Annotated in this window: 19 protein-coding genes and 1 pseudogene; 5 read left to right on the plus strand and 15 right to left on the minus strand. The window is 71.9% G+C overall.

Features of this window, described 5'->3' with window-relative positions; all coding sequences use genetic code 11:
* The first annotated feature begins 30 nt into the window (after nt 1–30).
* The gene (locus AC3AGO_RS28235; RefSeq protein WP_487823059.1) at nt 31–1509 is read left to right on the plus strand and encodes an amino acid permease; all 1479 of its coding nucleotides are present in this window, start codon (nt 31–33) and stop codon (nt 1507–1509) included.
* A gap of 94 nt (nt 1510–1603) precedes the next feature.
* Here the strand turns inward: AC3AGO_RS28235 and AC3AGO_RS28240 are convergent, their stop codons facing one another.
* The 7 genes and pseudogenes from AC3AGO_RS28240 to AC3AGO_RS28270 all read right to left on the minus strand — a co-directional run bounded on the left by AC3AGO_RS28240 (nt 1604) and on the right by AC3AGO_RS28270 (nt 9068).
* On the minus strand, nt 1604–2863 hold the full coding sequence (locus AC3AGO_RS28240) for a cytochrome P450 family protein (RefSeq protein ID WP_487823060.1): 1260 nt from the start codon (nt 2861–2863) through the stop codon (nt 1604–1606).
* Complete coding sequence (locus tag AC3AGO_RS28245) at nt 2860–4062, minus strand: cytochrome P450 (RefSeq protein WP_487824853.1); 1203 nt, start codon at nt 4060–4062, stop codon at nt 2860–2862. Before AC3AGO_RS28245 ends, AC3AGO_RS28240 begins: the two co-directional genes overlap by 4 nt.
* 275 nt (nt 4063–4337) lie before the next feature.
* A pseudogene (locus AC3AGO_RS28250) lies at nt 4338–4976 on the minus strand (GTP-binding protein); the annotation flags it as partial.
* Complete coding sequence (locus AC3AGO_RS28255; RefSeq protein ID WP_487823061.1) at nt 4957–5313, minus strand: DUF742 domain-containing protein; 357 nt, start codon at nt 5311–5313, stop codon at nt 4957–4959. The pseudogene AC3AGO_RS28250 and the gene AC3AGO_RS28255, both read right to left, overlap by 20 nt.
* On the minus strand, nt 5310–5726 hold the full coding sequence (locus AC3AGO_RS28260) for a roadblock/LC7 domain-containing protein (RefSeq protein WP_487823062.1): 417 nt from the start codon (nt 5724–5726) through the stop codon (nt 5310–5312). Before AC3AGO_RS28260 ends, AC3AGO_RS28255 begins: the two co-directional genes overlap by 4 nt.
* Entirely contained in the window at nt 5723–7615 is a 1893-nt protein-coding gene (locus AC3AGO_RS28265; protein ID WP_487823063.1) for a sensor histidine kinase, read from the minus strand. Before AC3AGO_RS28265 ends, AC3AGO_RS28260 begins: the two co-directional genes overlap by 4 nt.
* A gap of 307 nt (nt 7616–7922) precedes the next feature.
* Nucleotides 7923–9068 (minus strand): acyl-CoA dehydrogenase family protein, encoded by a 1146-nt coding sequence (locus tag AC3AGO_RS28270; RefSeq protein WP_487823064.1) that lies wholly within the window; start codon nt 9066–9068, stop codon nt 7923–7925.
* A 99-nt stretch (nt 9069–9167) separates the two neighbouring features.
* On the opposite strand from AC3AGO_RS28270, the gene AC3AGO_RS28275 reads away from it, so the two are divergent.
* Nucleotides 9168–9809: a TetR/AcrR family transcriptional regulator gene (locus tag AC3AGO_RS28275; RefSeq protein ID WP_487823065.1), complete on the plus strand. Its 642-nt coding sequence runs from the start codon at nt 9168–9170 to the stop codon at nt 9807–9809.
* Between the two features lie 67 nt (nt 9810–9876).
* Here AC3AGO_RS28275 and AC3AGO_RS28280 read toward each other — a convergent pair whose 3' ends face one another.
* Genes AC3AGO_RS28280 through AC3AGO_RS28295 form a run of 4 tightly spaced genes read right to left on the minus strand, consistent with a single transcriptional unit; the run spans nt 9877 to nt 14786 of the window.
* On the minus strand, nt 9877–11421 hold the full coding sequence (locus AC3AGO_RS28280) for an aldehyde dehydrogenase family protein (RefSeq protein WP_487823066.1): 1545 nt from the start codon (nt 11419–11421) through the stop codon (nt 9877–9879).
* Nucleotides 11418–12419: an oxygenase MpaB family protein gene (locus AC3AGO_RS28285; protein ID WP_487823067.1), complete on the minus strand. Its 1002-nt coding sequence runs from the start codon at nt 12417–12419 to the stop codon at nt 11418–11420. The genes AC3AGO_RS28280 and AC3AGO_RS28285 overlap by 4 nt, the downstream gene beginning before the upstream one ends.
* A 42-nt stretch (nt 12420–12461) precedes the next feature.
* Nucleotides 12462–14111 (minus strand): DUF6114 domain-containing protein, encoded by a 1650-nt coding sequence (locus AC3AGO_RS28290; protein WP_487823068.1) that lies wholly within the window; start codon nt 14109–14111, stop codon nt 12462–12464.
* Between the two features lie 21 nt (nt 14112–14132).
* Nucleotides 14133–14786, minus strand: coding sequence for a DUF6230 family protein (locus AC3AGO_RS28295; protein WP_487823069.1), 654 nt, complete (start codon nt 14784–14786; stop codon nt 14133–14135).
* Nucleotides 14787–14959: 173 nt separating this feature from the next.
* On the opposite strand from AC3AGO_RS28295, the gene AC3AGO_RS28300 reads away from it, so the two are divergent.
* Nucleotides 14960–15880 carry an oxygenase MpaB family protein gene (locus AC3AGO_RS28300; protein WP_487823070.1) on the plus strand — a complete coding sequence of 307 codons (921 nt, stop codon included), beginning with the start codon at nt 14960–14962 and terminating at the stop codon, nt 15878–15880.
* Between the two features lie 90 nt (nt 15881–15970).
* On the opposite strand, the gene AC3AGO_RS28305 is transcribed toward AC3AGO_RS28300, so the two are convergent.
* Complete coding sequence (locus AC3AGO_RS28305; RefSeq protein WP_487824854.1) at nt 15971–17422, minus strand: M1 family metallopeptidase; 1452 nt, start codon at nt 17420–17422, stop codon at nt 15971–15973.
* A gap of 285 nt (nt 17423–17707) precedes the next feature.
* Between AC3AGO_RS28305 and AC3AGO_RS28310 the strand changes: the two genes are divergently transcribed.
* Nucleotides 17708–19048: a M14 family metallopeptidase gene (locus AC3AGO_RS28310; protein ID WP_487823071.1), complete on the plus strand. Its 1341-nt coding sequence runs from the start codon at nt 17708–17710 to the stop codon at nt 19046–19048.
* Nucleotides 19049–19152: 104 nt separating this feature from the next.
* Here AC3AGO_RS28310 and AC3AGO_RS28315 read toward each other — a convergent pair whose 3' ends face one another.
* Nucleotides 19153–20067, minus strand: a complete 915-nt coding sequence (locus AC3AGO_RS28315; RefSeq protein WP_487823072.1) for an FAD-dependent oxidoreductase — start codon at nt 20065–20067, stop codon at nt 19153–19155.
* Between the two features lie 80 nt (nt 20068–20147).
* On the opposite strand from AC3AGO_RS28315, the gene AC3AGO_RS28320 reads away from it, so the two are divergent.
* Nucleotides 20148–21272, plus strand: coding sequence for an oxidoreductase (locus AC3AGO_RS28320; RefSeq protein ID WP_487823073.1), 1125 nt, complete (start codon nt 20148–20150; stop codon nt 21270–21272).
* A 182-nt stretch (nt 21273–21454) separates the two neighbouring features.
* On the opposite strand, the gene AC3AGO_RS28325 is transcribed toward AC3AGO_RS28320, so the two are convergent.
* Together AC3AGO_RS28325 and AC3AGO_RS28330 are read right to left on the minus strand one after the other, a co-directional pair.
* Nucleotides 21455–23083 (minus strand): ABC-F family ATP-binding cassette domain-containing protein, encoded by a 1629-nt coding sequence (locus tag AC3AGO_RS28325; RefSeq protein ID WP_487823074.1) that lies wholly within the window; start codon nt 23081–23083, stop codon nt 21455–21457.
* 436 nt (nt 23084–23519) lie between these two features.
* A complete protein-coding gene (locus AC3AGO_RS28330) occupies nt 23520–25985 on the minus strand; it encodes a Tex family protein (RefSeq protein WP_487823075.1) in 2466 nt (821 codons plus the stop codon).
* Nucleotides 25986–26062: the final 77 nt, after the last annotated feature.

The following is a 26062-nucleotide window of genomic DNA, read 5'->3' on the forward strand; positions in this document are numbered from 1 at the left end:
CAGGCCCCTCCAGAGTGAGTTGAACCAGCTGTGAGCAAAGAGACTCTCCAGGCCGATGTCCCGCCGCCATCCGGCGGGTCGGCGTCGGGAACCTCGCAGGTCCCGAAGGACGCCGGCGACACCGGCTACAGCAAGGACCTGAAAGCCCGCCACATCAACATGATCGCGATCGGCGGCGCGATCGGCACCGGGCTGTTCCTCGGGGCGGGCGGAAGACTCGCCTCCGCGGGGCCGGCGCTCGCCGTCGCGTACGCCGTGTGCGGCCTCTTCGCCTTCTTCGTCGTCAAGGCCCTCGGCGAGCTGGTGCTGCACCGGCCCTCGTCCGGTTCCTTCGTGTCGTACGCGCGGGAGTTCCTCGGCGAGAAGGGCGCCTACGCGGCCGGCTGGATGTACTTCCTCAACTGGTCGACGACCGGGATCGCGGACATCACGGCCATCGCGCTCTACACCCACTACTGGAGTCTGTTCACGGACATCCCGCAGTGGACACTGGCGCTGATCGCGCTCGCCGTCGTGCTCGCGATCAACATGATCTCCGTGAAGATCTTCGGTGAGCTGGAGTTCTGGTTCTCCATCGTCAAGGTCGCCGCCCTGGTGATCTTCATGCTGATCGGCATCGCCCTGATCGTCACCGCGCACCCGGTGGGCGGCGAGACACCCGGCGTCCACATGCTCACCGACCACGGCGGGTTCTTCCCCAAGGGCGTCATGCCGGTCGTGATCGTCATGCAGGGCGTGGTCTTCGCATACTCCTGCGTCGAGCTCGTCGGCGTCACCGCGGGCGAGACCGCCCAACCCGAGAAGGTCGTGCCGAAGGCCGTCAACGCGATCATGTGGCGGGTCGGCATCTTCTACGTCGGCTCGGTGCTGCTGCTCGCGCTGCTGCTGCCGTGGGGCGAGTACACCGACGGGCAGAGCCCGTTCGTGACGGTCCTCTCCAAGGTCGGCGTGCCGGGCGCGGGCGACGTGATGAACCTCGTGGTGCTCACCGCCGCCATGTCCAGCCTCAACTCCGGCCTGTACTCCACGGGCCGGATCCTGCGGTCGATGGCGATGGCCGGTTCGGCGCCGAAGTTCACCGCGCGCATGAACCGCAGCCAGGTGCCGTACGGCGGCATCCTGCTCACCTCCGCGGTGTGCGTGCTCGGCGTCGGCCTCAACTACGTCGTGCCCGGCAAGGCGTTCGAGATCGTCCTCAACATCGCCTCGCTCGGCATCATCGCCGTCTGGTGCACGATCATGCTCTGTCACCTGGTGTTCGTCCGCCGGGCCAAGGCCGGCCTGCTGGAGCGGCCGCACTTCAGGCTGCCGTTCTCCCCGGTCACCGAGATCGTCACGATCGCTTTCCTGCTCGGCATCATCGCGCTGATGTGGGCCGATCCGGAGGTCGGCCGCAAGACGGTCATGCTGATCCCGTTCATCGCCGTGGCCCTGGTCGTGGGCTGGTACTTCGTACGCGGCCGGGTCCGGGAGATCGCCGACGGCGAGAAGGAACCGCTGGAGCGCTGACCCCCTCCTGCCGTACGCCCGGCAGGCTCTCCGCCGTGTGCCCGGCCGGTCCGTCACGGACCGGCCGGGCACACGGCGTATGTACGCGGGGCGATCAGCCCAGCCGCACCGGGAGCGCGTACAGCTCGTTCTGGGTGATGGCCGGTTTGTTGCGCAGCTCCGGGGCCGGGACCGCCAGGGACAGCCCGGGGAACCGGTCGAAGAGCGCGGGCAGCGCGGCGCGCGCCTCCAGCCGCGAGAGGGGCGCGCCGGGGCAGACGTGCGGGCCGTGGCCGAAGGACAGATGCCGGTTGGGGGAGCGGGTGACGTCGAACTCCTCGGCGTCCGCGCCGTGTTGCTCCTCGTCCCTGCCGATCGCCCCGTACGCGACGATCAGTGCCTCGCCCTTGCCGACGACCGCGTCCCCGACCTCGACGTCCTCCGTCGCGAAGCGGATCAGCACATGGGTCGTGGGCGCGTTCCAGCGCAGCGTCTCCTCGATGGCCGCGTCCCAGTCCACCTCGCCGGAGCGGACCAGGGCGAGTTGCTCCGGATGGGTCAGCAGCGCGACGACGGCGTTCACGATGAGGCTGATCGTCGTCTCGTGACCGGCGGCGATCATCACCTGGAGGGTGGCGACGACCTCCTCCTCGGTCAACTGGTCGCCGTCCTCGGCGGCTTCGAGCAGCGCGCTGGTCAGATCGTCGCCGGGCGCGCTCTTCTTCCGCCGTACGACGTCCGTGAAGAACCCGAACAGTTCGGCGATGATATCCGGGACCTTCTCCGGCGGGGTGACGCTGGAGAAGAAGCCGTCGTACAGCTCCCGCAGCCGCGGATGGTCCGCCGTGTCGATGCCCATCAGCTCGCTGATGACGTTCATGGGAAGCCGGTAGGCGAAGCTGCTCTTGAGGTCGACGTGCCCGCCGCTCGAAGCCGCCTCCGCCGCGAGCGCGTCCAGCAGCTCGGCGGTGATCTCCTCGATGCGCGGCCGCAGTTGCTCCACCCGGCGCGGAGTCAGCGCCTGCGCGGCCAGCGTGCGGAGCCTGCGGTGCTCCGGGCCGTCGAAGGTGAGCATGGAGGGGCCCGGGTCGGCGAGCCCGATCAGCGGCCACGTCCTGGGGATCTCGCCGCGGTTCCAGGCGTCCCAGCGGCCGATGTCCTTCACCAGCCGGGAGTCGGTGAGCAGCCGGCGTGCCTCCGCGTGCCGGGTCACCGCCCACACCGTGACCCCGCCCGGGAGTTCGACGGCCGCGAGGGGGCCCGCGGCGCGCAGCCGGGCGCCCTCGCCGACGAGGTCGCGGACGAGCGGGTCGAGCACGATGCGGTCCTCGTCGGGCACGGTTGCGGCCTGCCCGGTCACGGGGCATCCGGTCATGAACGTCCTCCCACGGCGGCGGTCGGGGTGAACTCGACGGGCAGCGACTCCAGTCCACGCAGCCAGGGCGAGGCGCGCCACACGAGTGCGCCGGGCGCCACGCCCAGGTCCACGTCGGGTATCCGGTCCAGCAGCACCTCGATGCCCGTACGGGCGATGCCCTCGGCGATGTCCTGCGCCGGGTAGGGGCAGCGGTGCTCGCCGTGGCCGAAGGAGAAGAACGCGTTGTTGCCGCCGGTGAACGCGGACTGGTCGGGGCGCACTTGGGGGTCGGCGTTGGCCGCGGCGAAGCTGAGGACGAGCAGGTCGCCCTGCTGGATGCGGCGGCCCGCGAGCTGCGTGTCACGGGTGGCCCAGCGGCCCGCGATGTTCTGGGTGGGGGTGTCCTCCCACAGCACCTCGTTCATGGCCTCGCCGACACTGTGCCGGCCGCCGGTCAGGGACGCGGAGAACCGGTCGTCGGTGAGCATCAGCCGCAGCGAGTTGCCGATCCAGTCGGAGGTCGGCTGATGACCGGCCGCCATGTTGACCATCATGTCCTCGAGGATCTCCTCGGCGGAGAACTCCCCGGAGTGCTCGTGCAGCAGCATGCGGGTCGCCACGTCGGCGCCGGGCTGCTCCCGCCGTGTGTCGAGCAACTGCCGCATGGCGGCCATGTTGTGGTCCCGGCCCGCCAGCGCGTCGGCGCCGCCGTCGATCATGTCGTTGACGGCGCGGACCAGGGCCGGCGTCTCCTCGTCAGGGAAGCCGTACAGCCGGCCGAGCACCAGCGCCGGCAGCAGCTTGGCGTACTCGCCGATCAGGTCGGCGTCGCCGCGGCCGCAGAACGCGTCGATGAGCCGGTCGGCGAAGTACTCGGCGTGATGGCGCAGTTCGAACGGGTCGACGGCTTCCAGCGAGTCGCTGACCAGCGCGGACCGCCTGGCGTGCCGCTCGCCCACCTCGTACAGGATCGACGGCTGGCGGCCGACCATCGGCATCAGCGGCCAGTCGGCGGGGATCCGCGGCCACTGGTTCCACAGGTCCGAATCCCTGCTGAACAGCTGCGGGTTGCTGGTGATCTGGAGCAGCTCCCGGTAGCCGAGGACCAGCCAGCCCGGTACGTCGCCCGGCAGCGTCACCGGGGCGAGGGCGCCGTGCTCGCGGCGCAGGTCGCGGTAGAGGTCGGCGCGGTCGTTCTGGAAGCGCGGGCCGCTCATCGGCTCGGCGCCCTCGAAACCGGCGTGCGCGGGGCAGCCCGGGGGCGCGGCCTGCGCCTCGTGTCCCTCTTGTGGATCCTGCGCTGTCTGCGAGACGTCGACGGCGGGCTGCGGGCGGGGCGTTGTCACGGTGTGGTCTCCCGGTCGGCGGACGCGGAGGATGCAGTTTTTTCGGCGGTGGAGCCGGCGGCTGTGCCGGCGGTGGGGGCGACCGCGGGGGTGGCCCCCCGCAGCGGCGGCTCTGCCGGCGGCCCCGCTGCCGGGGAGGCTGTGCCGGCGGTTCCCGCGGCGGCGGTCGAGAGGGCGTACAGATGGTCCACGAGCGCGATCAGCACGTCCCTGCTGGAGGGCCGGGAGCGCGCGTCGCAGCTGACGAGGGGGACGTCGTCGGAGAGGTCCAGCGCCTCGCGGATCTGCGCGGGCGTGTGCCGGGGGCCGCCGAAGTCGTTGTGCGCGACGATGAACGGCGTGCCGTGCTGCTCCAGCCGGTCGATGGCGTACCAGGAGTCGATGAGCCGCCGCGTGTCGACGAGGACGACCGCGCCGAGCGAGCCGCTGAACAGCCGGTCCCACAGGAACCAGAAGCGCTCCTGACCCGGCGCGCCGAACAGATAGAGGATGGTCTCCTCGCTGAGGCTGATCCGGCCGAAGTCGAAGGCGATGGTGGTCGTCGACTTGCCCCACACATCGGTCAGATCGTCGATGCCCTCGCCCGCGCGGGTCATCGTCTCCTCCGTGCTCAGCGGACGGATGTCGCTGACGGAGCGGACCATCGTGGTCTTGCCGACGCCGAAGCCCCCGACGATCACGATCTTCAGGCCGTTGACGGCGGCGTCGGTCAACGGCGGGCGGTCGTCGGCGTGTCCGGACGCCGGTACGGGGGCGGCTTCGGATTCAGATGTTGCGGAGTCCAACGAGCACCTGCTTCAGGACGTCGGGATCGGGGAGGCTGTCGGCCGCCTCGGCAACGCGCGGATGGCGGGCGGTGATCCGGCCCGTGGCGTGCAGATCGCCCAGCAGGATGCGGACGATGCTCACCGGCAGGCCCAGGTCGGAGGCGAGTTCCACGACCGCCGTCGGGTGCCGGCAGATGCGCAGGATGGCCGCGTGCTCCGACTGCATTCCGGGGGCCGGGTCACACTCGCCGACCACGAGCGTGACCAGGTCGAAGGTGTCCGCGTCGGACCGGCTGCGGCCCCCGGTGAGGGTGTACAGCCGGTCCGGGTCGTCGTCCCGGCCCGGGCGCGTCATGCCGCGCCGCCGCCGGCGCCGTCGCCCCGCGGCGGCGCGCTGAGATGCTCGCTCAACTGCTCCACGAGCTCGTTCATGTTGTGCCCGATCAGGCCGACGTCGGAGTCCTCGTCCGCGACGGCCGCCAGATGCGCGCCGGCCCCGGCCTCCACGACGAACAGGATGCCGCCGTAGAACTCGGCCATGGCCTGCCGCACTCCGCCGTCGCCGTGGCCGAACTCCACGGACGCGCCGTGCGACAGGCTCTGGATGCCCGCGGAGATCGCGGCCAGCTGGTCGGCCTGGTCCTCGGTGAGTTCGGGCGTACGGCACAGCTTCAGTCCGTCGCGGGACAGCACGAGGGCGTGCCGGGTGCCGGGCGTCCGCTCCAGCAGGTTCTCCAGCAGCCAGTCGAGCTTGCTGTCGGTGATCATTCGGGGGTGTCCTCCGGGCGGGGCGAGGCGGTCGTGGGGGAGTCGGGGCGCTCCGCGGGGGCGTCCCTGGCCGGTGGGTCCGCGGCATCCGCGGTGTGCGGCGCGTCCTGCGCGTCCGTCCCCGCCGCGCCGTCGCCATCGCCGCCGTCCCGGGCCAGACCCGTACGGGCCTGCTGCGCGCCCTGTACGGCCTGGCGGAACGCGCCGAGGCGGGAACCGGACTGCTCCGGCGTACGGCGGGGTGCCGCCGGGCGGCCGCCGTCCCCGGCGGCGCGCTGCCGCTGTGCCGAGGCGAGGGTCTGGCCGCGGCGCCGCTTCGGCAGCCCGCTCTCGCCGTACTCCGGCTCGGGGGCGGCCTCTTGGGCGTCCCGGGCCTCTCGGGCCGGGGCGCCGGACGTCGCGGGCGCCGGGTCCCCGGGCGCCGGGCGGGTCGCTTCGGCGGTGCTGTCGGCGGTGGCCGTGTGCTCGGCGGACCGCGGTTGCTCCGCGGGCTTCTGCCGCCCCTCCGGGGCCGGTTCAGCGTCGGACGTGGCCTCGGCCCTGCCCTCGGACGTGCCCTCGGATGTGGACTTCGGCCGGGGCGGCGGGGTCTGCGGCGGCAGCGGAATGGCCGCGTTCTCCCGTGCGCTGTCGGGGCGTTGACCGTCCGCGGTGCCGGAGCCGGTGCGCGAGCCGTTCCCCCGGCCGGTGTCCGAACCGGTGTCGGGCGCCGGCGTACGGTCCGGCCTGCGGATCTCGGTGATCAGCTCCTGCGGGAGCATCACGACCACCCCCGTACCGCCGTGTGCGGACGGCCGGAACGACACGGACAGGCCGTGCTTGCGTGCGAGGCGGCCGACGACCGCGAGGCCGAGCCGGGAGCCCGAGAGCGCGGACAGGTCGAACGCCTCGCCGGACACGGCCTGCTGGGCGCGGCGCAGCGCGACTTCGCCCATCACCAGGCCGCCGTCCTCGACGGTGACGACCACACCGGCCGTCACCTCCTCGACGTACACGTGCACTTCGGACGTCGGAGGGGAGAAGTTCGCGGCGTTGTCCATCAGTTCGGCCAGCAGGTGCATGACGCCCTCGGCGGCGTGCCCCGCGACGGCGGCCGTGCTGGTGGAGTGCAGCCGTACGCGCTGATAGCCGCTGATCCGGCCCAGCGCGCCGCGCAGGATGCTCTCCATGACGATGGGTTTCGCCCAGCGCCGCCCCGAACGGGCCCCGGTCAGCACGGCGATGCTGTCCGCCAGCCGGCCCGCCTGCGCGGTGCGGTGGTCGAGGTGCAGCAGGTCGCCGAGCACGTCCTCGTCGGCGTGCCGGTGCTCCATGTCGCGCAGGTCGGCGGCCATGCTCGTGGCGAGGGCCTGGACCCGGCCCGCCGCGTTGGCGCAGGCGGACATCGCGGAGGCGCGCAGCCCCTCGCCGCGGTGCACTTCGGTGGCGAGGGTGGTCAGTACGCCGCGCTGGGCGCCGTTCTCGGTGGGCGGCGCCGCGGCGAGCGCGGTCTCGGCGGAGGCGCCCTGGCGCAGCCGCTCCACGACGAACGGCACGGTGGTACGGGCGAACCGCTCGCCGGCCGCCTCCCGTTCGGCGGCCGCCGCGTCCCGGGAGGCGATCTCGGCGTCCTTGGCGGCGAGGAGAGTACGCAGCCGGCGCGCCCCGTAATGGTGGTAGGCGGCGGTGGTGACGGCCGCGCAGAGCAGTACGGCGGTAACGGAGCCGTACCAGGCCAGGGTTGCGCGCTGGGCGAGCGGCGCACTGGAGACGGTGACGAGACACGCGGTGGCCGTCACCGCCAGGGTGGCGAGCAGCGCGACGGCGGCCGCGGTCGCGGGCCTCGGGGACCGCCCGCCGGCCGGGCCGGTGGGCGGGGGCTGGCGCGGCGCGGATATGTCGGGGGTCATCAATCAGGGTCCTCGGGGACGGTCAGGTCCGGGCAGGGGGGGGGAGGAAGGGCCGCAGGGTCCGATGAACGCCTGACCAATATATGTGAGTTGAGGTACACGCGTGGGCGGTGGGGTGGGTGGGATCCCGGAACGGCGCCCCGGCGCAGGTCCGGGCAGGCGTCCGGCCCGATGCGACGTACGCACACCGGGCCGGACGAAGAGACGGGTGAGGGGCGCGGGGAACGGCGCGAATCAGGGGCGCGGGGAACTGCGCGACAAGGGGCGCGGGGAACGGCGCGGAGCACCCGGACAGGCGGCCGGACCGTCAGAGCCCGTACGTCTTGCCGATGATGTCGCGCTGGATCTCACTCGTGCCGCCGTACACCGTGGAGACGACGGCCTGCCGCAGGTGCCGCTCCATGTCGTACTCGGTGGCGTATCCGTAGCCGCCCATCATCTGCATGCCCTCCAGGGCCGCCTGCTTGGCGAGTTCGGTGGCCTTGAGCTTCGCCATGGACGCCTCGCGGGGGAACAGCTTCTCCGGCTCCGCGTCGCACCGGGCAGCGACGTCGTACACGAGCAGCCGGGCGCACTCCAGCTCGGTGGCCAGGTCGGCGAGGCGGTGCCGGAGAGCCTGGAAGGAGCCGACGGGGCGGCCGAACTGCTCGCGGTTGCGGACGTATTCGACGGTGTCGTCGAAGATGCGGCGGGTGAGGCCGAGCATGTTCGCGGCGAGGAAGAGGCGTTCGGCGTTGAGGCCCGCCATCAGCTGGTTCCAGCCCTCGCCGACGGTGCCGACGACGGTGTCGACGGGCAGCCGCACGCCGGTGAGGTACACGTCGTTCACCTCGCGTCCGGCCATGGTGCCGATGCCGCGGATGTCCAGTCCGGGGGTGTCGGCCGGCACGTGGAACATCGTCAGCCCCTCGTGCTTCCCGCCCGAGGAGTCGGTGCGGGCGACGAGCAGAATGTGGCTCGCGATATGGGCGTTGGAGATCCAGGTCTTGTGCCCGTCGACGGTCCAGCCGCCGTCCTCGCGGCGCACGGCGGCGCAGCGCAGCGCGGCGACGTCGGAGCCGGCCTCCGGCTCGGACATGGCGATGGACAGCACCTGCCCCGCGACGGCGCCGCCGACGGCCTCCTTCCGCTGCGCGGGGCTGCCGAACCGGTCGTACGCCTTGGCGGTGATGACGGAGGTGACGAAGCCGCCCGCGGGGACGAGGCCGCGGGCTGTCTCCTCCAGGAAGAGGCAGGCGTCGGTCATGCCGCCGCCCCCGCCGCCGAACTCCTCGGGCAGGCACACGCCGAGCCAGCCGAGCGCGGCGAGCTTGCGGTAGAGCTCCGGGCTGTGCGGACCGCCCGCCTCGGCGGTGAGCGCGTCGCGCTGGGCGCGGGTGCCGCACTCGCGGCGGGCGAAGTCCTGTACGGCGGCGGCGAATTCGTGCTGCTCGGGAGTGAGGGCGATCGGCACTGCAGCCTCCTGCACTGGGGTGAGAAACAAAGTGATGGAGATAGTATCCATGTAGCTTCGGGTGTGTGGTTGAGTTGTGGGAAGAGTTCGGGAGGGCCGATGGCGGTTCAGGACAGTCAGATTGGCGGCGACGGGTCGCTCTTCGCGCGGGCGCTCGCGCCGGCGCCCGAAGGGGACGAGCTGCGCGAGAAGATCCTGGACGCCGCGCGCGAGCAGTTCATGACCTTCGGACTGCGCCGGTCCACCGTGGACGACGTCGCCAAGCGGGCCCGGGTCTCCCGGGTCACCGTGTACCGCCGCATCGGCAACAAGGACGAGCTCGTCCAGGAGTGCCTGATGCGCGAATACCGGCGCTTCACCGCCGAGGTGGACGCCGCGGTCGCCGGACTGCCCACCATGGAACAGCGGATGGAGGAGGGCTTCGTCCTCCTGCTGCGGCACTTCCGCGACCATCCGCTCATCGGCGGCCTGCTGCACCTGGAGCCGGAGACGATGCTGCCGTTCCTCACCGTCGAGTCCGGGCCGACCTTCGTCGCCATGCGGGAGTATCTGGCGACACGGCTGCGGCGGGCGCAGCGGGAGGAGGGGCTCACCGAGAGCGACCCGACCCCCGTCGCGGAGCTGATGGTGCGGATCACGGTGTCCTTCCTGCTGAACCCGGTCAGCGTGTTCGAGCTCGACGACGCGGACCAGGCCCGTACGTTCGTCCGCCGCTATCTGGCACCGCTCCTGCACCAGTGACCGCTCCTGCACCAGTGACCGGGCCTGCGCCGGTGACAGGGCCGGCCGCGGCGGCCGGCCACGTCCGTCAGCGGCGCGTGTGCAGGCGGCGCGCCAGCTCCACCGCGCGGGCCGCCGTCGCGGGCGGTGTGGCGTACGAGGTGAGGTCCACGAGGGGCCGCATCCGGCGCACCGTCAGCGACCGCGGCGCCGCGAACGACCGCAGGCCCTCGTCGCCGTGGACGCGCCCGTAGCCGGACTCTCCCGAGCCGCCGAACGGCAGTGCCGGGATCGCCGCGAAACCGAGTACGGAACCCACCGACACCATGCCCGCGCGCAGCCGTTCGGCCACGGCGACGCCCTCTTTCCGGGTCCCGGTGAACACCGCGGCGCCCAGCGCGTAGCGCGACGCGTTGGCGCGCGACACCGCCTCGTCCAGGTCCCGTACGGCGTTCACGGCCACCACCGGGCCGAAGGTCTCCTCGCGCATCGCGGGGGAGTCCTCCGGCACGTCCACCAGCACGATGGGATGCACGTACGGCGGCCGTACGGACTCCGGGCCGCCCAGCGGCGCCCGCGCGCCCGCGCTCACCGCCTCCTTGACGTGGTACTCGACCGTGCCGACCTGCGAGGGCAGCGTCAACGGGCCGTAGTGGCCCGGCACTTCGCCGCTCTGCTCGCCGGCGGGACGCGGATCGGCCCCCGGACGCGGATCGTTCCCGGTACGCAGGTCACGGGCGCGCCGTACGATGCGCTCGCACAGCTCCGCGTGTACGGAGGCGACGGCGTACACGCGCTCCACGCCCGCGCATGTCTGCCCGGCGTTGGACATCGCGCCCCACACCACCGCGTCGGCGGCCTCGTCCAGATCCGCGTCCGCGCCGACCAGGACCGCGTCCTTGCCACCGCCCTCCGCGACCATCGGCGTGAGCGACTCCGCGCAGACCGCCGCCACCTTGCGGGCCGTGCCGGGCGAGCCGGTGAAGGCCACCTTGTCGACGCCCGAGCGGGCCAGCGCTTCGCCCGTGGGGCCCATGCCGGTGACGGTCCGCAGCAGACCGGCGTGCTCCGGCACCGTCTCCCGCCACACCCGGGCCAGCAACACGCCGACGCCCGGGGTGAGTTCGGACGGTTTGAAGACCACGCCGTTGCCGGCCGCCAGCGCGTAGCCGACGGAGCCCATGGGGGTGTAGAGCGGATAGTTCCACGGCCCGATGACCCCGACGACGCCCAGCGGCCGGTACGCCACCAGGGCCCGCTGGTGCACGGACAGCGCCCCCGACGCCACCCGCCGCCTGCGCAGCACACGTTGAGCGTTCCGCGCCGCCCAGTCCAGGTGCACGACGGCCAGCAGCACCTCGGCCCGCGCGTCGTGCTCCGGCTTGCCGGTCTCGTCGGAGACGGTCCGCGCGAACTCGTCCATCCGGGACGCCAGCGCCCGCTTGAAGGACAGCAGCGCCGCCTTCCGCCCCTTCCATCCGGCGGCGGCCCAGCCGGCCGTCGCAGCGCGCGCGGCGGCCACCGCCTCCTGGACGTCCTCCGCGCCGTGCACGGGATAGTCGCCCAACTGCCCGCCGGTGACGGGGGAGAGGGAGGTGAAGGTGCCGCCGCTCGTGGACCCGGTCGTGGTCATGTGGCCTCTCCTTCGGTGGACGCGGCCTCGGAGGACGCGGCCTTGGGGAACGCTGCCTTGGGGAAAGCCGCCTCCGGGGATGCCGTGCGGGATGCCTCGCGGGATGCGGAAGCGGTGCCGTCCGGCTCCTCTTCCGGAAGCGGCTTGAGCGGACGGTTGTGCGCCCAGGCGGGCCCGAGATCGTCGAGCGTGTAGCCGAACGGGTAGGACCGCAGCTTCAGTTGGGCGGGCCGCCGCTTCGGACGCGCGGGCCCCAGCCGTACGAGCGCGGAACGCAGCCGCAGCGCGGCAGCCGCCGCGGAGCGCAGCCAGGCGGGCTGTACGGGGAAGCCGAGCGCGCGCAGCAGCGGCTCGTCGAGCAGGGCCAGCGAGAACCTGCCCACGAGCGGGCGCAGCGGCGCCGGATACCAGTGGGCCATCACGCGGAACGTCGCGGTGGCGACGCGCCTGTTGGCCGGGTGATAGGCGAACATCTCCGCCTCGTAGTCGTCGAGGAGCCGCTCGAACCCTTCCATCGTGCGCGGTGCGCCGTGAATGTCCATGGAGAGGGCCATCCTGTGACCGACGAGCGCGATGGCGGCCTTCTCGTTGGCGCACAGCGGCCGCCAGCCGAACCTGTCCAGCCAGCGCTTCGGCCCGACGACGGTGGTGGCCAGCACGTACAGGAAGTCCTCGTTGGGTATCCGGTACTTCCCGTGGATCCGGTTCAGATGCCGGGCCGCGTCCCGGCCGCGCTCGGAGCCGAAGCCGTCGATGGACATCTCGTAGGCGAAGAGCAGCGTGTCGTCGTACCGCTTCTGTCCCGCCTTCTCGAACTCCTGGGTCCGGTCGAGGAGTTCCGATATCCGGGGAATGCCGTAGTCGCGCAGGAAGGCGATGCTCACGCCCTGCTGATAGTCCCAGGGGAACTCGTAGAGGGAGATCATGCGGAAGATCTCCTCGTAGTCGCGTTCCGGGTCCATCCGCTGGATCCGGCGCATCCGGCTGTAGCGGCCCATCGGGTCGGCTCCCTTCCCTGGCGGAGGTGTCCGCTCGGCTGCTCACTTCTTTTCGGGGCGCGTCTTCATCCCGGAGAATCCGACCCGGCCGGCGTCGACCAGCACCTGACCTGCCCGTACCGGGTCCATGGTCAGGACGGGGAGCTGGGCCGCGACGGGCAGATTCGCCGGGAGGGCGTTCGCGCCGATGCAGATCTTCGGGGTGTTCACATTCAGCTTGGGAATCTCGACGGAACCGTTCAGATAGGTCGCGTAGACATCGACGTTGGGAATGTCGAGCTGAGTGTCGAGAACGTGCTTGGTGCCGTCGGAACCGCGCACTTCGAGGTGGTAGTTCTTGGCGACGAGCCGGTCTGCGTGCACCCACAGCACTTTGATCCGCCCCTTGGCGGTCTTCAGATAGGTCGACCCGTGGATGACGGCGTTGTACGCGGTGAGCCGGTCGGCCCGTACCTCCGGATAGCGCGGGGAGACCGGATACTGCGCGCGGCCCGGGCCCGGCTGGTCGCCGAGGACCAGCGGCGGGCGGCGCGGCGTGTAGTCGTCGTCATCGTTGATCTCGCCCCGCTCGGCGACTTCGGGGTCCTGCGGTTTGCCTCCCCCGGACGGGGGTTCGCCGGTCGGCGGGTTCTTCGCGCCGCCCGTCTCGACGTCAGGCCCGCACGGCACCTGCCAGCGGGCCGGGCCCTGTCGGGGGTCGTCCTTGTCGGTGCTGTCGTGGCTGTCGGAGGCGTCCTTGCCGGGCTTCTCCTCCCCGTCGCGGCCCTTGCCGGACCCGGTGCCGGGCAGCGGCAGGCCGGCGGATCCGCCCTTGCCGCCCCCGCCGTTGTCGCCGGATCCGCCGCCCGTACCGCTGTCCTCGCAGTCGCCGGACAGGCCGGGGAGGGGGACGTCGGTGAGCGGCCAAGTGGGGCGGTCCGAGCAGGAGTCGGCGGTCGCGGTGTGCGCGGGCAGCGCGGCGGTGAGGCCGACGGCCAGCACGAGGGGCATGCCGAGGGACAGCGCCGTCATACCCCGCCTACCGCTGCCCCCGCGCGCTTTTGGGCGGTTCACCCCCGACTCCTGTACGGCGCCGACCGGTTCGGGCCCGTCCGGCGTCGCGGAGCCCGCCGTGTGTACGGCTGCCTCGTCCCGTACGGACCCGGACTCCGTGGTGTGCGCGCCGTCCGGCTCATCCGCCTCGTCCGGTTCGTCAGCCTCGTCCGCCTCGTCCGCCAGGGCCGTGCCCGTACCGCGGTCCGCTGGCGGCTGCGCTGCCGCGGCGCCGGGCGGGTCCGGGGTCCAGCCGAAGGCGAGCGACGAGCCGAGCAGGCCCAGGCCGCAACCGACGCCCAGCGCCCCGAGGTTGCTGGTGGCGAGTGAGGTGATGGAGGCGATGGCGGTGACCACCGAGGCGAACAGCCGCTGGCTGGGCGCGACGACGAAGCAGATGCCGCCGGCGATCAGTACGGCGCCGATCCCGACGCCCGACATCGCACCGATGCCGACCTGGAGCATCAGCGGCAGCGGCGCCATGGGCGGCGCGATCAGCACACAGCCCGCGACAACGGTGAGCAGCCCGGGCCACAGCGGGCGGCTGCGGCGCCAGCGGCGCGCGGGCCCGCGCAGGTGGGGGAAGGGGAGAACGCGGTCCAGCCAGGAGCCGGTCTCCCGCCGCAGTTCGGCCAGGAAGCCGAAGACGAAGGTGAGCACGGGTCGTTCCTCTCCGGCAGATCAGTAGCACTCGGCGCCGTCTTGGCGCATTTCCACCTTGAGTCCGCTCGCCTTGAGCGAACCCCCGTTCGCGGCCCAGGCGGTGCCCTTGATGTTCTTGGCGACGGCGTGGTCCGCCTGGATGCCGAACAGGCCCTGCGGGCCCGCGCTTCCGGGGATGCCCGAGAGGCTGGAGGCGTCCTTGCCGACCTGCGCCCCGGAGACCTCGCCCTCGCCGTCGAGCAGCGCGTCGGCGTTGACGATGACGTTGTTCGCCTGGGCCGGCTTGCTCTCGGCGGCCCGTACGACGATCGAGATGTTCCCGAGGACCGGCACCTTCTGCACCATCGACGCGCAGACGCCCTTGGCCCGGCCCTCCTTGACGGTGGCCAGCATCACCGGGTGGGCCTTGCCGCCCTTGCCGCTGGTGGAGGTGGGGAAGGCGGTGATGCCGGAGCCGTTCAGCTCCTTGACGCTGGCCTTCACGTTCTTCCCGGAGACGGCGAACGAGGCGGCCACCGCACCCTGCGCCAGTGCCACGCCGACGGCGCCGATGCACAGCACCCCGGGCACCAGCATGCACGCGGTGCGCTTCCAGCGGATGCGCCCCTCGGGCGGTCCGCCCGCTCTCGCGGCGGCCTCCGTCTCCGTCAACTCCTGTGTCCCCATGGCCATATGACGGCTCCTCTTCATCGAGTGAGTGCGCTGGACCCGGCCGGGTGATTCACGAGCAGGGTGAATCAAAGTTACACAGACTATTGACTTGTTTCTCTGGCGGCGTCAACACTCCTGACAGAGATTCAACTGGCAGGAATTCCCCGGCAGACGGAGAGGAACGGAGGCCCGGGATGACGACGACACCGGCACCCCGCACGGCCCGCGGCGCGGACCGTACCCAGGCGTCGGCCGTCCGCGCGCCCCGGCGCGGCGGCACGGCCTGGCGCTTCTTCGGCGACGCCCGCTGCACGCTGATCTCGCCCCGGCTGCTGCTGCTCCAGGTCGCACACCCCGTGGTGGGCGCCGGGGTCGAGGAGCACTCGGACTTCCGCGCCGAGCCCTGGCAGCGGCTGTGGCGCACCCTGAGCTCGCTCAGCACGGTCGTCTACGGAGGGCAGCGCGCCGCCACCGCCGAGGCCGAGCGCCTGCTGCGGCTGCACAAGCCGATGAAGGGCGTGGACGGCCAGGGCCGCCGCTACCACGCGCTGAACCCGGAGGCGTACCACTGGGTGCACGCGACCCTCGTGAAGGGAGCCGTCGACGCGCACCGGCTGTTCGGCAAGGGACTGACTCCGGCCCAACGCGAGGACTACTACCGGGAGATGCGCGACGTGGGCCGCGTCTGGGGGCTCAAGGACCACCATCTGCCCGCGGACTGGGCCGCGTTCGAGACCTACTACGACGGGATGGTCGCGGACAGACTGGAGATGAACCAGTCAGTGCGGGACGTGCTCGACGAACTCTCCCGGCCGCAGAAGCCCCCGGTGTGGTGGATGCCGAAGCTCCTGTGGCGGCCCTTCGCCGCCGTCGCCGCGCACTACGCGCTGCTGGTCACCGTCGGCTCCCTGCCGCCCGTGCTCCGCGAACGCTTCGGGCTGGAGTTCACCGCCCGGCAGGAACGCGCCCTGCGTCGCTTCGCCCGCCTCACGCGCGTCCTCATCACGCTGGTGCCGCCGCCGCTGCGCCTCGCACTGGCGATGTTCATCGCGTACTGGAACACCCACAAGCCCGGCACCGACCCGGCCGCCCGCGAGCCCCTCGGCACACCGTGAGGGCTGCCCTGTGGAGGGTCGCCTCCGCGGGGGCTCTGACGCACCGCCGTGCCGCCGCCCGTGGTCAACGGGCGGCGGTACGGCGCTCGTTCAGTGCTTGTGCGTCCGGTGCGCGTCCTGGATCGCCGTCCAGGACTTCGGCCGCTCCGCCTTGCTCTCGCTCTCGCTCTTGCCGAAGCCGGCGGCCTGCGCCGCGGGCGACGCCGGCCGTGCCTTCTGGTTCAGCCACGTGTCGAACAGACCGTCCAGCTGCTCACCGGACACCTGCTCCGCGTACGCGATGAACTCGCCGACCGTCGCGTTCCCGCCGGCGTGCCGTGCGGGCCAGCCCTTCAGGATCTCGAAGAAGTCCTTGTCGCCGATCCGGTTCCGCAGCGCCTGGAGCGCCATGGCACCGCGGTCGTAGACGGCCGCGTGGAACTGGTTCTCCGGACCGGGGTCGGACGGCGCCACCTTCCAGAACGGATCGTCGGCGGGGTGCTGCGCGTACGTGTAGTCCGCCAACTCCTGCGCCGTGCCCTCGCCCTGGTCCTCGGACCACAGCCACTCGGCGTACGACGCGAAACCCTCGTTGAGCCAGATGTCCTTCCAGCCGCGCACCGACACGCTGTCGCCGTACCACTGGTGCGCCAGCTCGTGGACGACGACCGACACGTTGGCTCCCCGGCTGAACGCGCCCGTCCCGTAGAACGGCCGGGTCTGCGTCTCCAGCGCGAACCCGGCGTCCACGTTGGGCACATAGCCGCCCACGGACTCGAAGGGGTACTTGCCCAGGTACTTCTCCAGATAGTCGGTGACCTCGCCCGAGCGGTCGATGCTCGCGCGGGCCGCGCCCTCGTTCTCGCCGAGGTCCTTGCTGTAGGCGTTCAGGACCGGCACGCCGCTGTCGGTCTTGCCCTCGGAGATGTCGAACTTGCCCGCGGCGAGCGTCGCCAGGTATGTCGCCTGCGGTGACGCGGACCGCCACTGCCAGCGGGTCCAGCCCGCCTCCGAACGCTTCGAGCGGAGCGTGCCGTTGCTGATGACCTGATTGCCGTCCGGTACGGCGGCACTCACGTCGTACGTCGCCTTGTCCGACGGATGGTCGTTGCTGGGGAACCACCACCACGCCGCCTCCGGCTCGTTGGCGGCCACCCCGCCGTCCTTGGTGCGGTGCCAGGAGGTCAGCCCGTTCACCTTCACCTTGGACGGCGTGCCCGCGTACCGCACGACGACGGTCGCGCGCTGCCCCTTCGCGAGCGGCGCCGCGGGCGTCACCTCCAGCTCGTGCGCGCCGGACGTACGGAACGACGCCTTCTGCCCGTTGACCCGTATCTCGCTCACGTCGAGCGCGAAGTCCAGGTTGAACCGGGACAGTTCCTGCGTGGTGGTCGCCAGCAGCGTCGCGGTCCCCTCCAGCCTGTCGGTCTTCGGCTGGTAGCGGAGCCGCAGATCGTAGTGCGAGACGTCGTACCCGCCGTTGCCGTAGTCCGGGTAGTAGGGATCTCCCGCACCCGGAGCGCCCGGGGACGGCTGCGCCGCCGACGCCGGTACCGCCAGCATCAGCGCGGCGGCGGCCGCGACCGGTGCCGCGTATCTGTACCTCACGAATCCAACCCCCTTACGGCACCGCGGTGTCGCGGTGCCTCACAAGATGTCAGGTGTCACCTGCCACGAAGGTTATGTACTCCTGCATCGCCTGACATGTCCACAGTGCATCCCTTCATGGAACTGTCATCAGGCGGCAGCACGGGACTGTCATCAGCCGGTTTCGTGGCGCCGGCCCGAGAAGTGAAGATCCGTTCCGCGCTCTTCCCCGCCGGAGTCGCCGTGGATAGCGTCCTCCGCATGCCGAAACCTGCGCGGTACAACCGCACTTCGTGGAGAACTGCCGTCCTCGGCGCCGCGGGCGCCGTCCTCGTGCCGCTCGCCCTCGCCGCTCCCGCCGGCGCGGCCGGCACCCAGGACGAGGGGCCCCGTACGGGATTCGAGCGCAGCGGCGGCAAGGAGTGGACCTCCCAGCCCGACGAGCAGAAGTTCCTCACCGCCGTCGACCGCGCCAGCGGGCGGACCGCAGTGGACACCGTCGGCACCACCGGGCAGGGCCGCCCGCTGCAACTCGTCCGGATCGGCGCCACCGCACCGCCCACCGCCGACCGGGTACGCGGCGGCAACTCCGTCCTGCTCACCTGTTCCCAGCACGGTGACGAACCCTCTGGCCGCGAGGCGTGTCTGTCCACGGTGCGGGACCTCGCGCTCGCCCGGGACGCGAAAACCCAGCGGTTCCTGTCGCACACCAGCGTGCTCGTCGTGCCCACCGCGAACCCCGACGGGCGCGCCGCGGACACCCGCGAGAACGCCGACGGCGTCGACATCAACCGCGACCACATCGCCCTGAAGACCCGCGAGGCCCGCACCTTCGCGAAACTCTTCCGCGACTACCGCCCCGACACCGTCTACGACCTGCACGAGTACGGCGCGCAGAAGCCGTACTACGTGAAGGACCTGCTGTCACTGTGGCCGCGGAACCTCAACACCGCCGACGGCGTGCACCGCGAATCGGAGGCGCTGTCCGAGCAGTTCGTCCGCCCGTACGCCGAGAAGGCGGGCTTCAGCACCGGCATCTACGGCATCTGGACGGACCCGCAGACGGGCGAGCCCATCAAGCAGGTCGCCGGTGACGGCCAGGAACGGATCATGCGCAACACCGTCGGCGTCAAGCACTCCGTCGGGCAGCTCGTCGAGACCCGCACCGACCCCCTCACCGACGAGGAGAAGGCCGACCCGGCAGTCAACAACAAGCGCCGCGTCGACTCGCAACTCGCGGGCCTCAAGGGAGCGTTCGACTTCGCGAACGGGCACCGCGCCCGCATCGAGGCGGCCACCACGGCGGCCCGCACCAAGGGACTCGCCGACCGCGGCCCGGTCTATCTGGGCGGCGCCGACAACGACGCGCCCGCGAAGGACCAGATCCTCCAGGACCCGCCCTGCGGCTACCGGCTGACCGCCGCCCAGTACGACGACGTACGCGACGAACTCGCCCTGCACGGCGTCCGCTCCGAGCCGGCCGCCAACGACGGAGCCCTCGTCCCCCTCCGCCAGTCCCAACGCAACCTGATCCCCCTCCTCCTGGACGAGAACGCCCAATACAAACTGACCCCAGCCACCCCGGCAAAGACCTGCGCCTGAGCGTTCCCGCGCCCCGAAAGGGGCGCGGGGAACGGCGCGAATAAGGGGCGCGGGGAACTGCGCGAACCACACGCGAACCGCAGCCCCCCCGGTCCCGCGAAAGCTCAGACCGCCTCGGCCTCCGCCCGCGGCACAAACCGCACCGCGTCCTCCGCGCAGGCCCACGAAACCGTGACCCCCGCCCCGCCGTGCCCGTAGTTGTGCACCAGGAGCCCGCCGCCCGGCTGCGGCACCGCCTCCAGCCGGACGCTGGAGCGGTACGGACGCAGCCCCACCCGGTGTTCCCGCACCCGCGCCTGCGCCAGCTCCGGCCGGATGCGGGTGCAGCGGCGCAGGATGCCCTCCGCGACGGCCGCGTCGGGCTGCCGCATCTCCATGCCCTCGTGCGCGGTGCCGCCGAGGATCGCCCCGAAGGGCTGCGGCAGGATGTACGTGCTCTCGCCGGGACCCTCGTCCTTGGCCACGTACCACTCCTCGAGACCGGGGTTCTCCACGATCACGAGCTGCCCGCGCACCGCCCGCATCTCCGGGTCGGGGACCAGCTCGCGGGCGCCCAGCCCGGTGCAGTTGACCACGGTGCGGGCCTCTCCCGCCGCCTCGGTGAGCGACCCGAGGGTGCGCTGCTCGTACGTGCCGCCCGCGACTTCGAGCCGGTCCCGCAGATAGGGCAGATATGTCCGCATGTCGACGAGCGGGGTGCGCGGCGGGCTGCCGACCAGCGCCGTCCACTCCGGCGGCGTCCCGCCGTCCTCCTGCATCGTGCCGCGCATCAACTGCACACCGGTGCGCTCCGGTTGGGTCGCCAGCTCCGCGAAGACGGGGAACGAGCGCACCGCCCAGTCCAGTGCCCGCTCCCGCGGCTCGATCCGGTACGGCCAGATCAGCCCGCCCGCCACCGACGAGGTGGTGTCGGCCGCCGGGTCGCGGCTCCACACCCGTACGGGATCCCCGCGCTCCGCGAGCAGAACTGCCGTCGTCAGCCCGATGACTCCGCCGCCCACCACGATCGTCTCAACCATGCACACGACGCTAACCGCACAGAGATCCGGAATACACGCCGCCGGGCACAGAACCGGCCGCTCATGGGAATACTCGGACCATGCATGCCGACCGCGTCTTCTCGGGGGACGACCCCCGGCCCCCCGGCCCGAGCGGCGGACCGGCGGGGGAACCGCGCACGGGACCGCCGGAACGGCCCGGTGAGTACGCGTCCTTCGCGCTCGCCCCGGCCGTGCGCACCGGGGGAGTGCTGCCCGGCGGCGAGTACGACGCGCACCGCGAGTTCCTCGACTTCATCGTCGACGGCCGTCCGCTGCTGCTGCGGCTCGACGATGTCGACGGCGTCTCCCCGCTCGCCGCAGATCTGGGCCCCACGGTGTTCACGACGCACGTACGCCGGCTGCTCCTGGAGACCGAGCCGCCACTGCCGGACGGGCGGTACGTCCTCTACGGCTGTCCCGAGTGCGAGGGACTCGACTGCGGCGCCGTCACGGCCGTGCTCGAACAGGACGGACAGGACGTCATCTGGCGGGACTTCGCCTGGCAGACGGACGTCGTCGCCGACCCGGAACGGGACGGCTACCCCGGCATCGGCCCCTTCCGCTTCCGCGGCGACGAGTACCGCGCGGCACTGCGGGAGGCCCTCGGTACGGGCGGTACGGACGCCGCGCCGCGCAGGGTGCTGCTGGTCGGCGCCCGCGCCGCCGTCCTCGCCCAACTGGCCAAGGCGCTGCGGCAGATGGGCATCGCCGCCGAGACCACCCACGACGCGGCCGGCGCCCTGCCGGAGGAACTGCGCGGCTACGATGCGGTCGCCTTCGGCCGCGGCATCCCCGAGGAGGACCGGCAGGCCGTACGGGCCGCCTGCGCGTCCGCCGGGTCCCGCGCCGTCTTCGTGTCCGGGCTCGCGCCCGTCGTCCCGGTCCTGGCGGCGCAGATCGAACAGGCCCTGGAACCGGGCGGGTTCGCGCAGCGGCAGCTGGCGGACCTGACGGCGACGGACGGGAAGGTGACCGTGGAGGTCGGCGCCGCGTGCCGGGTACGGATCACCGCGTACCGGCTGGACCGGTTCCACCGCACGCACGCCCACGAAATCCTGGACGACACGCTGGACGCCGGCACGCACACCCTCGCCCTCGACGGGAAGGCGGCGCGCGGCCAGGCGTTCGTGGTCGCCCGCACGACCAGCAGCGTACGAGTGACTACGACACCCGCACCCGACTAAGGGACGCGGGGAACAGCGCAGATAAGGGGCGCGGGGAACTGCGCAAACCACAGCGGAACCGCACCCGCCCGCTCCCAGTCAGGGGCGCGGGGAACGGCGCGAACAAGGGGCGCGGGGAACTGCGCAAACCCACAACGGATCCGCAGCGCCCCGCCCCACCTGCCGCACACGAAAGGGCGCACTCAGCCCAGCGTCTCGTCGCCGTCGAACTCGGCAAGCTCACCGTCCAGCCGCAACCACCGCGTCACCCCGATACCCCGCAGGAACGGCATGTCGTGCGAGGCCACGATCAGCGCGCCCCGGTACGACGCCAGCGCCGACCGCAGCTGACGCACGCTCGCCAGATCGAGGTTGTTCGTCGGCTCGTCCAGCATCAGCAGCTGCGGCGCCGGCTCCGCCAGCATCAGTGCGGCCAGCGTCGCCCGGAACCGCTCCCCGCCCGAGAGCGTGCCCACCATCTGATCGGCACGCGCGCCCCGGAACAGGAAGCGGGCCAGCTGCGCCCGCACCCGCTGACCGTTCGCACCCGGCGCGAACCGTGCCATGTTCCGTACGAGCGACAACTCGTCGTCCAGCAGATCCAGCCGCTGCGGCAGGTGGCGCAGCGGCACATGGGCCAGCAACTCCCCGGCAACGGGCTCCACTTCGCCCGCGATCGTCCGCAGCAGCGTCGACTTGCCCGAGCCGTTCCGGCCGACCAGCGCGATCCGCTCGGGACCGTGCACATCGAGCGTGGCCCGCGCCCCGTACAGCAGCTCCACCCCGCGCAGCGTGAGCACCTGCCGGGCCGGCGGCACAGCGGTCGAGGGGAGGTCGACGCGGATCTCGTCGTCCTGCCGGACGTGTTCCTCCGCCTCGCCGAGCCGCTCCTTCGCCTCCTCCAGGCGTTCCTCGTGCATGATGCGGTGCTTGCCTGCCGAGACCTGCGCCGCGCGCTTCTTGCCGCCCATGACGATCTTCGGCTGGCTCCTGCTGGCCTCGGTCTTCTTCCCGAAGCGGGCCCGTGCGGCCAGCTTCTGCTGTGCTTCCTGCAGATCGCGTTTCTGCTTCTTCATATCGGCCTCGGCCACCCGCACCATCCGCTCCGCCGCGGCCTGTTCGACGGCGACGGCCTCCTCGTACGCGGAGAGAGTGCCGCCGAACCAGCGCACCGTGCCGCCCCGCAGATCGGCGATCTGGTCGACGCGCTCCAGCAGTTCACGGTCGTGGCTGACGACCACGAGCATGCCGGTCCACGCGGACACGGCGTCGTACAGCCGCTGCCGCGCGTACAGATCGAGGTTGTTCGTCGGCTCGTCGAGCAGCAGTACGTCGGGACGGCGCAGCAGCAGGGCAGCCAGCCGCAGCAGCACCGACTCGCCGCCGGACACCTCGCCGATGGTGCGGTCCAGGGAGACGTGGCCGAGGCCCAGCTGGTCGAGAGTGGCGCGGCTGCGCTCCTCCACGTTCCAGTCGTCGCCGACCGCCGCGAAGTTCTCCTCGGACACGTCGCCCGCCTCGATGGCGTGCAGCGCGGCCCGCGTACGGGCCACTCCCAGCGCCTCGTCGACGCGCAGCCCCGTGTCGAGGGTGAGGTTCTGCGGCAGATAGCCGACCTCGCCGGTGACCCGGACCGAGCCGTCGGACGGGGTGAGTTCTCCGGCGATCAGCTTCAACAGGGTGGATTTTCCTGTGCCGTTGAGACCGATCAGACCGGTACGGCCCGGGCCGGCGGTCATCTCGAAGCCGTCGAAGACGCCGGTGCCGTCCGGCCAGCCGAAGGTGAGCCCGCGGCAGGTGATGAAGGGGGCGGGAGAAAAGGACGTGGACATGGGGCCTCCCCGTGTACGTGGTGGATGTGACAGACCAGCTACACGTGGAGACACCGCGCCCCCGGCAGGGGCGGAAGGGGAGAGGACGGAAGCCGCTCGCCTCATGAGGTCACACTCGCGGCACGGCACAGTGCGGCACGCACTGCCGTAGGGCACACGGTGTCTCGGACCTCAGATGCGCAATGGACTTCCAGACGCAGACAACAGAACCACTGAGAAGCTACGCCCCGCGCAGGGACCAGGCAAACGAAATACCGAGGTGTGGGCGGCGGTCCGCCCAGAGGGCGGAACGGGTGGGCACACCGGACCGCACCCGCGCAGGGAACCGCACCCCGCACCCAACGCACGCGCAGACGCACACGCAAACGCGCCCGCCCCGCACCAACACACGGCACAGGACGGGCGCCCTCACGCATACACGCGCAACACGCAGCCGTCAGGCAAGCCCCGCCCGCCGCAACGCATCAGCCATCTCACTGTTCCCCGGCGACTTGTCCCGCCGCTGACCACCCTGGGCATCCTTGCCCGAGCCACCCTTGGCGCCCTTGCCACCGGACCCACCGGCCGCTCCGGACCCACCGGCCGCTCCGGACCCACCGGACGCCCCGGACCCGCCACCACGCTGCCGCGGCGCACCGCCCCCACGCGCACCGCCCCCACGCTGGCCACCGCCACCCCGAGCACGGCGCCCCTCACCGGAGGCCCCGGCCCCGGGCTCGGCGCCCGCCTCGTCGTCCAGCCGCATCGTCAGCGAGATCCGCTTCCGGCCCTCGTCGACGTCCAGCACCTTCACCTTCACGATGTCGCCCGGCTTCGCCACGTCCCGCGGGTCGTTGACGAACTGCTTGGACATCGCGGACACGTGCACCAGGCCGTCCTGGTGGACGCCGACGTCCACGAAGGCGCCGAACGCCGCGACGTTCGTGACGACGCCCTCCAGGGTCATGCCGGGCGTCAGGTCGGCGAGCTTCTCGACGCCCTCCTTGAAGCTGGCCGTCTTGAAGCCCGGCCGCGGGTCGCGCCCCGGCTTCTCCAGTTCCTTGAGGATGTCGCTGACCGTCGGCAGCCCGTACGTGTCGTCGACGAAGTCCTGCGGCTTCAGGGTGCGCAGCACCGCCGTGTTGCCGATGAGGGACGGCACCTCGGTGTTCGCGGCCCGCACCATCTCCCGCACCACCGGGTACGACTCGGGGTGCACGCTGGACGCGTCCAGCGGGTCGTCGCCGCGGATGCGCAGGAAGCCCGCGCACTGCTCGAAGGCCTTCGGGCCCAGCCGCGCGACGTCCTTGAGCTCCTTGCGGTTGCCGAACGGGCCGTTGCTGTCGCGGTGCGCGACGATGTTCTCCGCGAGCACCGAACCGATGCCGGAGACCCGCGAAAGCAGCGGCGCCGACGCGGTGTTGACGTCGACCCCCACGCCGTTCACGCAGTCCTCGACCACCGCGTCCAGCGAACGCGACAGCTTCACCTCGGCCAGATCGTGCTGGTACTGCCCGACGCCGATCGACTTCGGGTCGATCTTCACCAGTTCGGCCAGCGGGTCCTGGAGGCGCCGCGCGATCGACACCGCGCCGCGCAGCGACACGTCCAGCTCCGGCAGCTCCTGCGAGGCGTAGGCGGAGGCGGAGTACACGGACGCGCCGGCCTCCGAGACCATCACCTTCGTCAGCTTCAACTCGGGCTGCTTCGCGATGAGTTCACCCGCGAGCTTGTCCGTCTCCCGGGAGGCCGTGCCGTTGCCGATGGCGATCAGCTCGACCTGGTGCTCCTTCGCCAGCGCGGCCAGCTTCACCAGCGCGTCGTCCCACTTCTTCGCCGGCGCGTGCGGGTAGATGGTGTCCGTCGCGGCGACCTTGCCCGTCGCGTCGATGACGGCCACCTTCACGCCCGTACGCAGGCCCGGGTCGAGGCCGAGCGTCGCGCGCGTACCGGCGGGGGCCGCGAGCAGCAGATCGCGCAGGTTCGACGCGAAGACGTCCACGGCCTCGTCCTCGGCCGTGGTGCGCAGCCTCAGCCGCAGGTCGATACCGAGGTGCACGAGGATCCGCGTGCGCCACGCCCAGCGCACCGTCTCCGCCAGCCACGCGTCGGCGGGCCTGCCCTGGTCGCTGACGCCGAAGTGCCGGGCCACGGACTGCTCGTACGCCGACGGGACGCCCTCGGTCACGTCCTCCGGGGGCTCCGGCTCCAGCGTGAGGTCGAGGACCTCCTCCTTCTCGCCGCGGAGCATCGCCAGCACGCGGTGCGAGGGCAGCGCGGTGAAGGGCTCGGCGAACTCGAAGTAGTCCTTGAACTTGGCGCCCTGCTCCTCCTTGCCGTCCCGCACCTTCGCCGCGAGCCGGCCGCGCGTCCACATGCGCTCGCGCAGCTCGCCGATCAGGTCGGCGTCCTCACTGAACCGCTCGGCGAGGATGGCGCGGGCGCCCTCCAGCGCGGCGGCAGCGTCCTTGACGTCCTTGTCCGCGTCGACGAACGCGGCGGCAGCGGCCTGCGGTTCGACGGACGGATCGCTCAACAGGCCCTCGGCCAGCGGCTCCAGACCGGCCTCGCGGGCGATCTGCGCCTTCGTCCGGCGCTTGGGCTTGTACGGGAGGTAGATGTCCTCGAGGCGGGCCTTGGAATCGGCCGCCCGGATCCGGGCCTCCAGCTCCGTGTCGAGCTTGCCCTGCGACCGCACGGACTCCAGGATCGCGTCGCGGCGCTCCTCCAGCTCCCGCAGATAGCGCAGCCGTTCCTCGAGAGTACGCAGCTGGGCGTCGTCGAGAGTCTCGGTCGCCTCCTTGCGGTAGCGCGCGATGAAGGGCACGGTCGACCCGCCGTCGAGCAGCTCGACCGCGGCCTTGACCTGCCGCTCGCGTACGCCGAGCTCCTCGGCGATCCTGCCTTCGATGGTCGTCGTCACGATGGTTCGTTCCGCCTTCTCGGTGCTGGTTGTCCCCCGTGCGCCTGCATTCTGGCAGGTGGCGCCGACACCCGGGG

Source organism: Streptomyces sp. BL1 (assembly GCF_057628045.1).

Bases quoted from the DNA above. Each gene is read 5' to 3' on its own strand.
- AC3AGO_RS28300 (WP_487823070.1), top strand. From the start codon at position 14,960: ATGACGACGACACCGGCACCCCGCACGGCCCGCGGCGCGGACCGTACC.
- AC3AGO_RS28285 (WP_487823067.1), bottom strand. From the start codon at position 12,419: ATGGGCCGCTACAGCCGGATGCGCCGGATCCAGCGGATGGACCCGGAA.
- AC3AGO_RS28260 (WP_487823062.1), bottom strand. From the start codon at position 5,726: ATGATCACCGACAGCAAGCTCGACTGGCTGCTGGAGAACCTGCTGGAG.
- AC3AGO_RS28320 (WP_487823073.1), top strand. From the start codon at position 20,148: ATGCATGCCGACCGCGTCTTCTCGGGGGACGACCCCCGGCCCCCCGGC.
- AC3AGO_RS28325 (WP_487823074.1), bottom strand. From the start codon at position 23,083: ATGTCCACGTCCTTTTCTCCCGCCCCCTTCATCACCTGCCGCGGGCTC.
- AC3AGO_RS28280 (WP_487823066.1), bottom strand. From the start codon at position 11,421: ATGACCACGACCGGGTCCACGAGCGGCGGCACCTTCACCTCCCTCTCC.
- AC3AGO_RS28240 (WP_487823060.1), bottom strand. From the start codon at position 2,863: ATGACCGGATGCCCCGTGACCGGGCAGGCCGCAACCGTGCCCGACGAG.
- AC3AGO_RS28310 (WP_487823071.1), top strand. From the start codon at position 17,708: ATGCCGAAACCTGCGCGGTACAACCGCACTTCGTGGAGAACTGCCGTC.
- AC3AGO_RS28275 (WP_487823065.1), top strand. From the start codon at position 9,168: ATGGCGGTTCAGGACAGTCAGATTGGCGGCGACGGGTCGCTCTTCGCG.
- AC3AGO_RS28255 (WP_487823061.1), bottom strand. From the start codon at position 5,313: ATGACGCGCCCGGGCCGGGACGACGACCCGGACCGGCTGTACACCCTC.
- AC3AGO_RS28305 (WP_487824854.1), bottom strand. From the start codon at position 17,422: ATGCTGGCGGTACCGGCGTCGGCGGCGCAGCCGTCCCCGGGCGCTCCG.
- AC3AGO_RS28315 (WP_487823072.1), bottom strand. From the start codon at position 20,067: ATGGTTGAGACGATCGTGGTGGGCGGCGGAGTCATCGGGCTGACGACG.
- AC3AGO_RS28295 (WP_487823069.1), bottom strand. From the start codon at position 14,786: ATGGCCATGGGGACACAGGAGTTGACGGAGACGGAGGCCGCCGCGAGA.
- AC3AGO_RS28265 (WP_487823063.1), bottom strand. From the start codon at position 7,615: ATGACCCCCGACATATCCGCGCCGCGCCAGCCCCCGCCCACCGGCCCG.
- AC3AGO_RS28245 (WP_487824853.1), bottom strand. From the start codon at position 4,062: ATGAGCGGCCCGCGCTTCCAGAACGACCGCGCCGACCTCTACCGCGAC.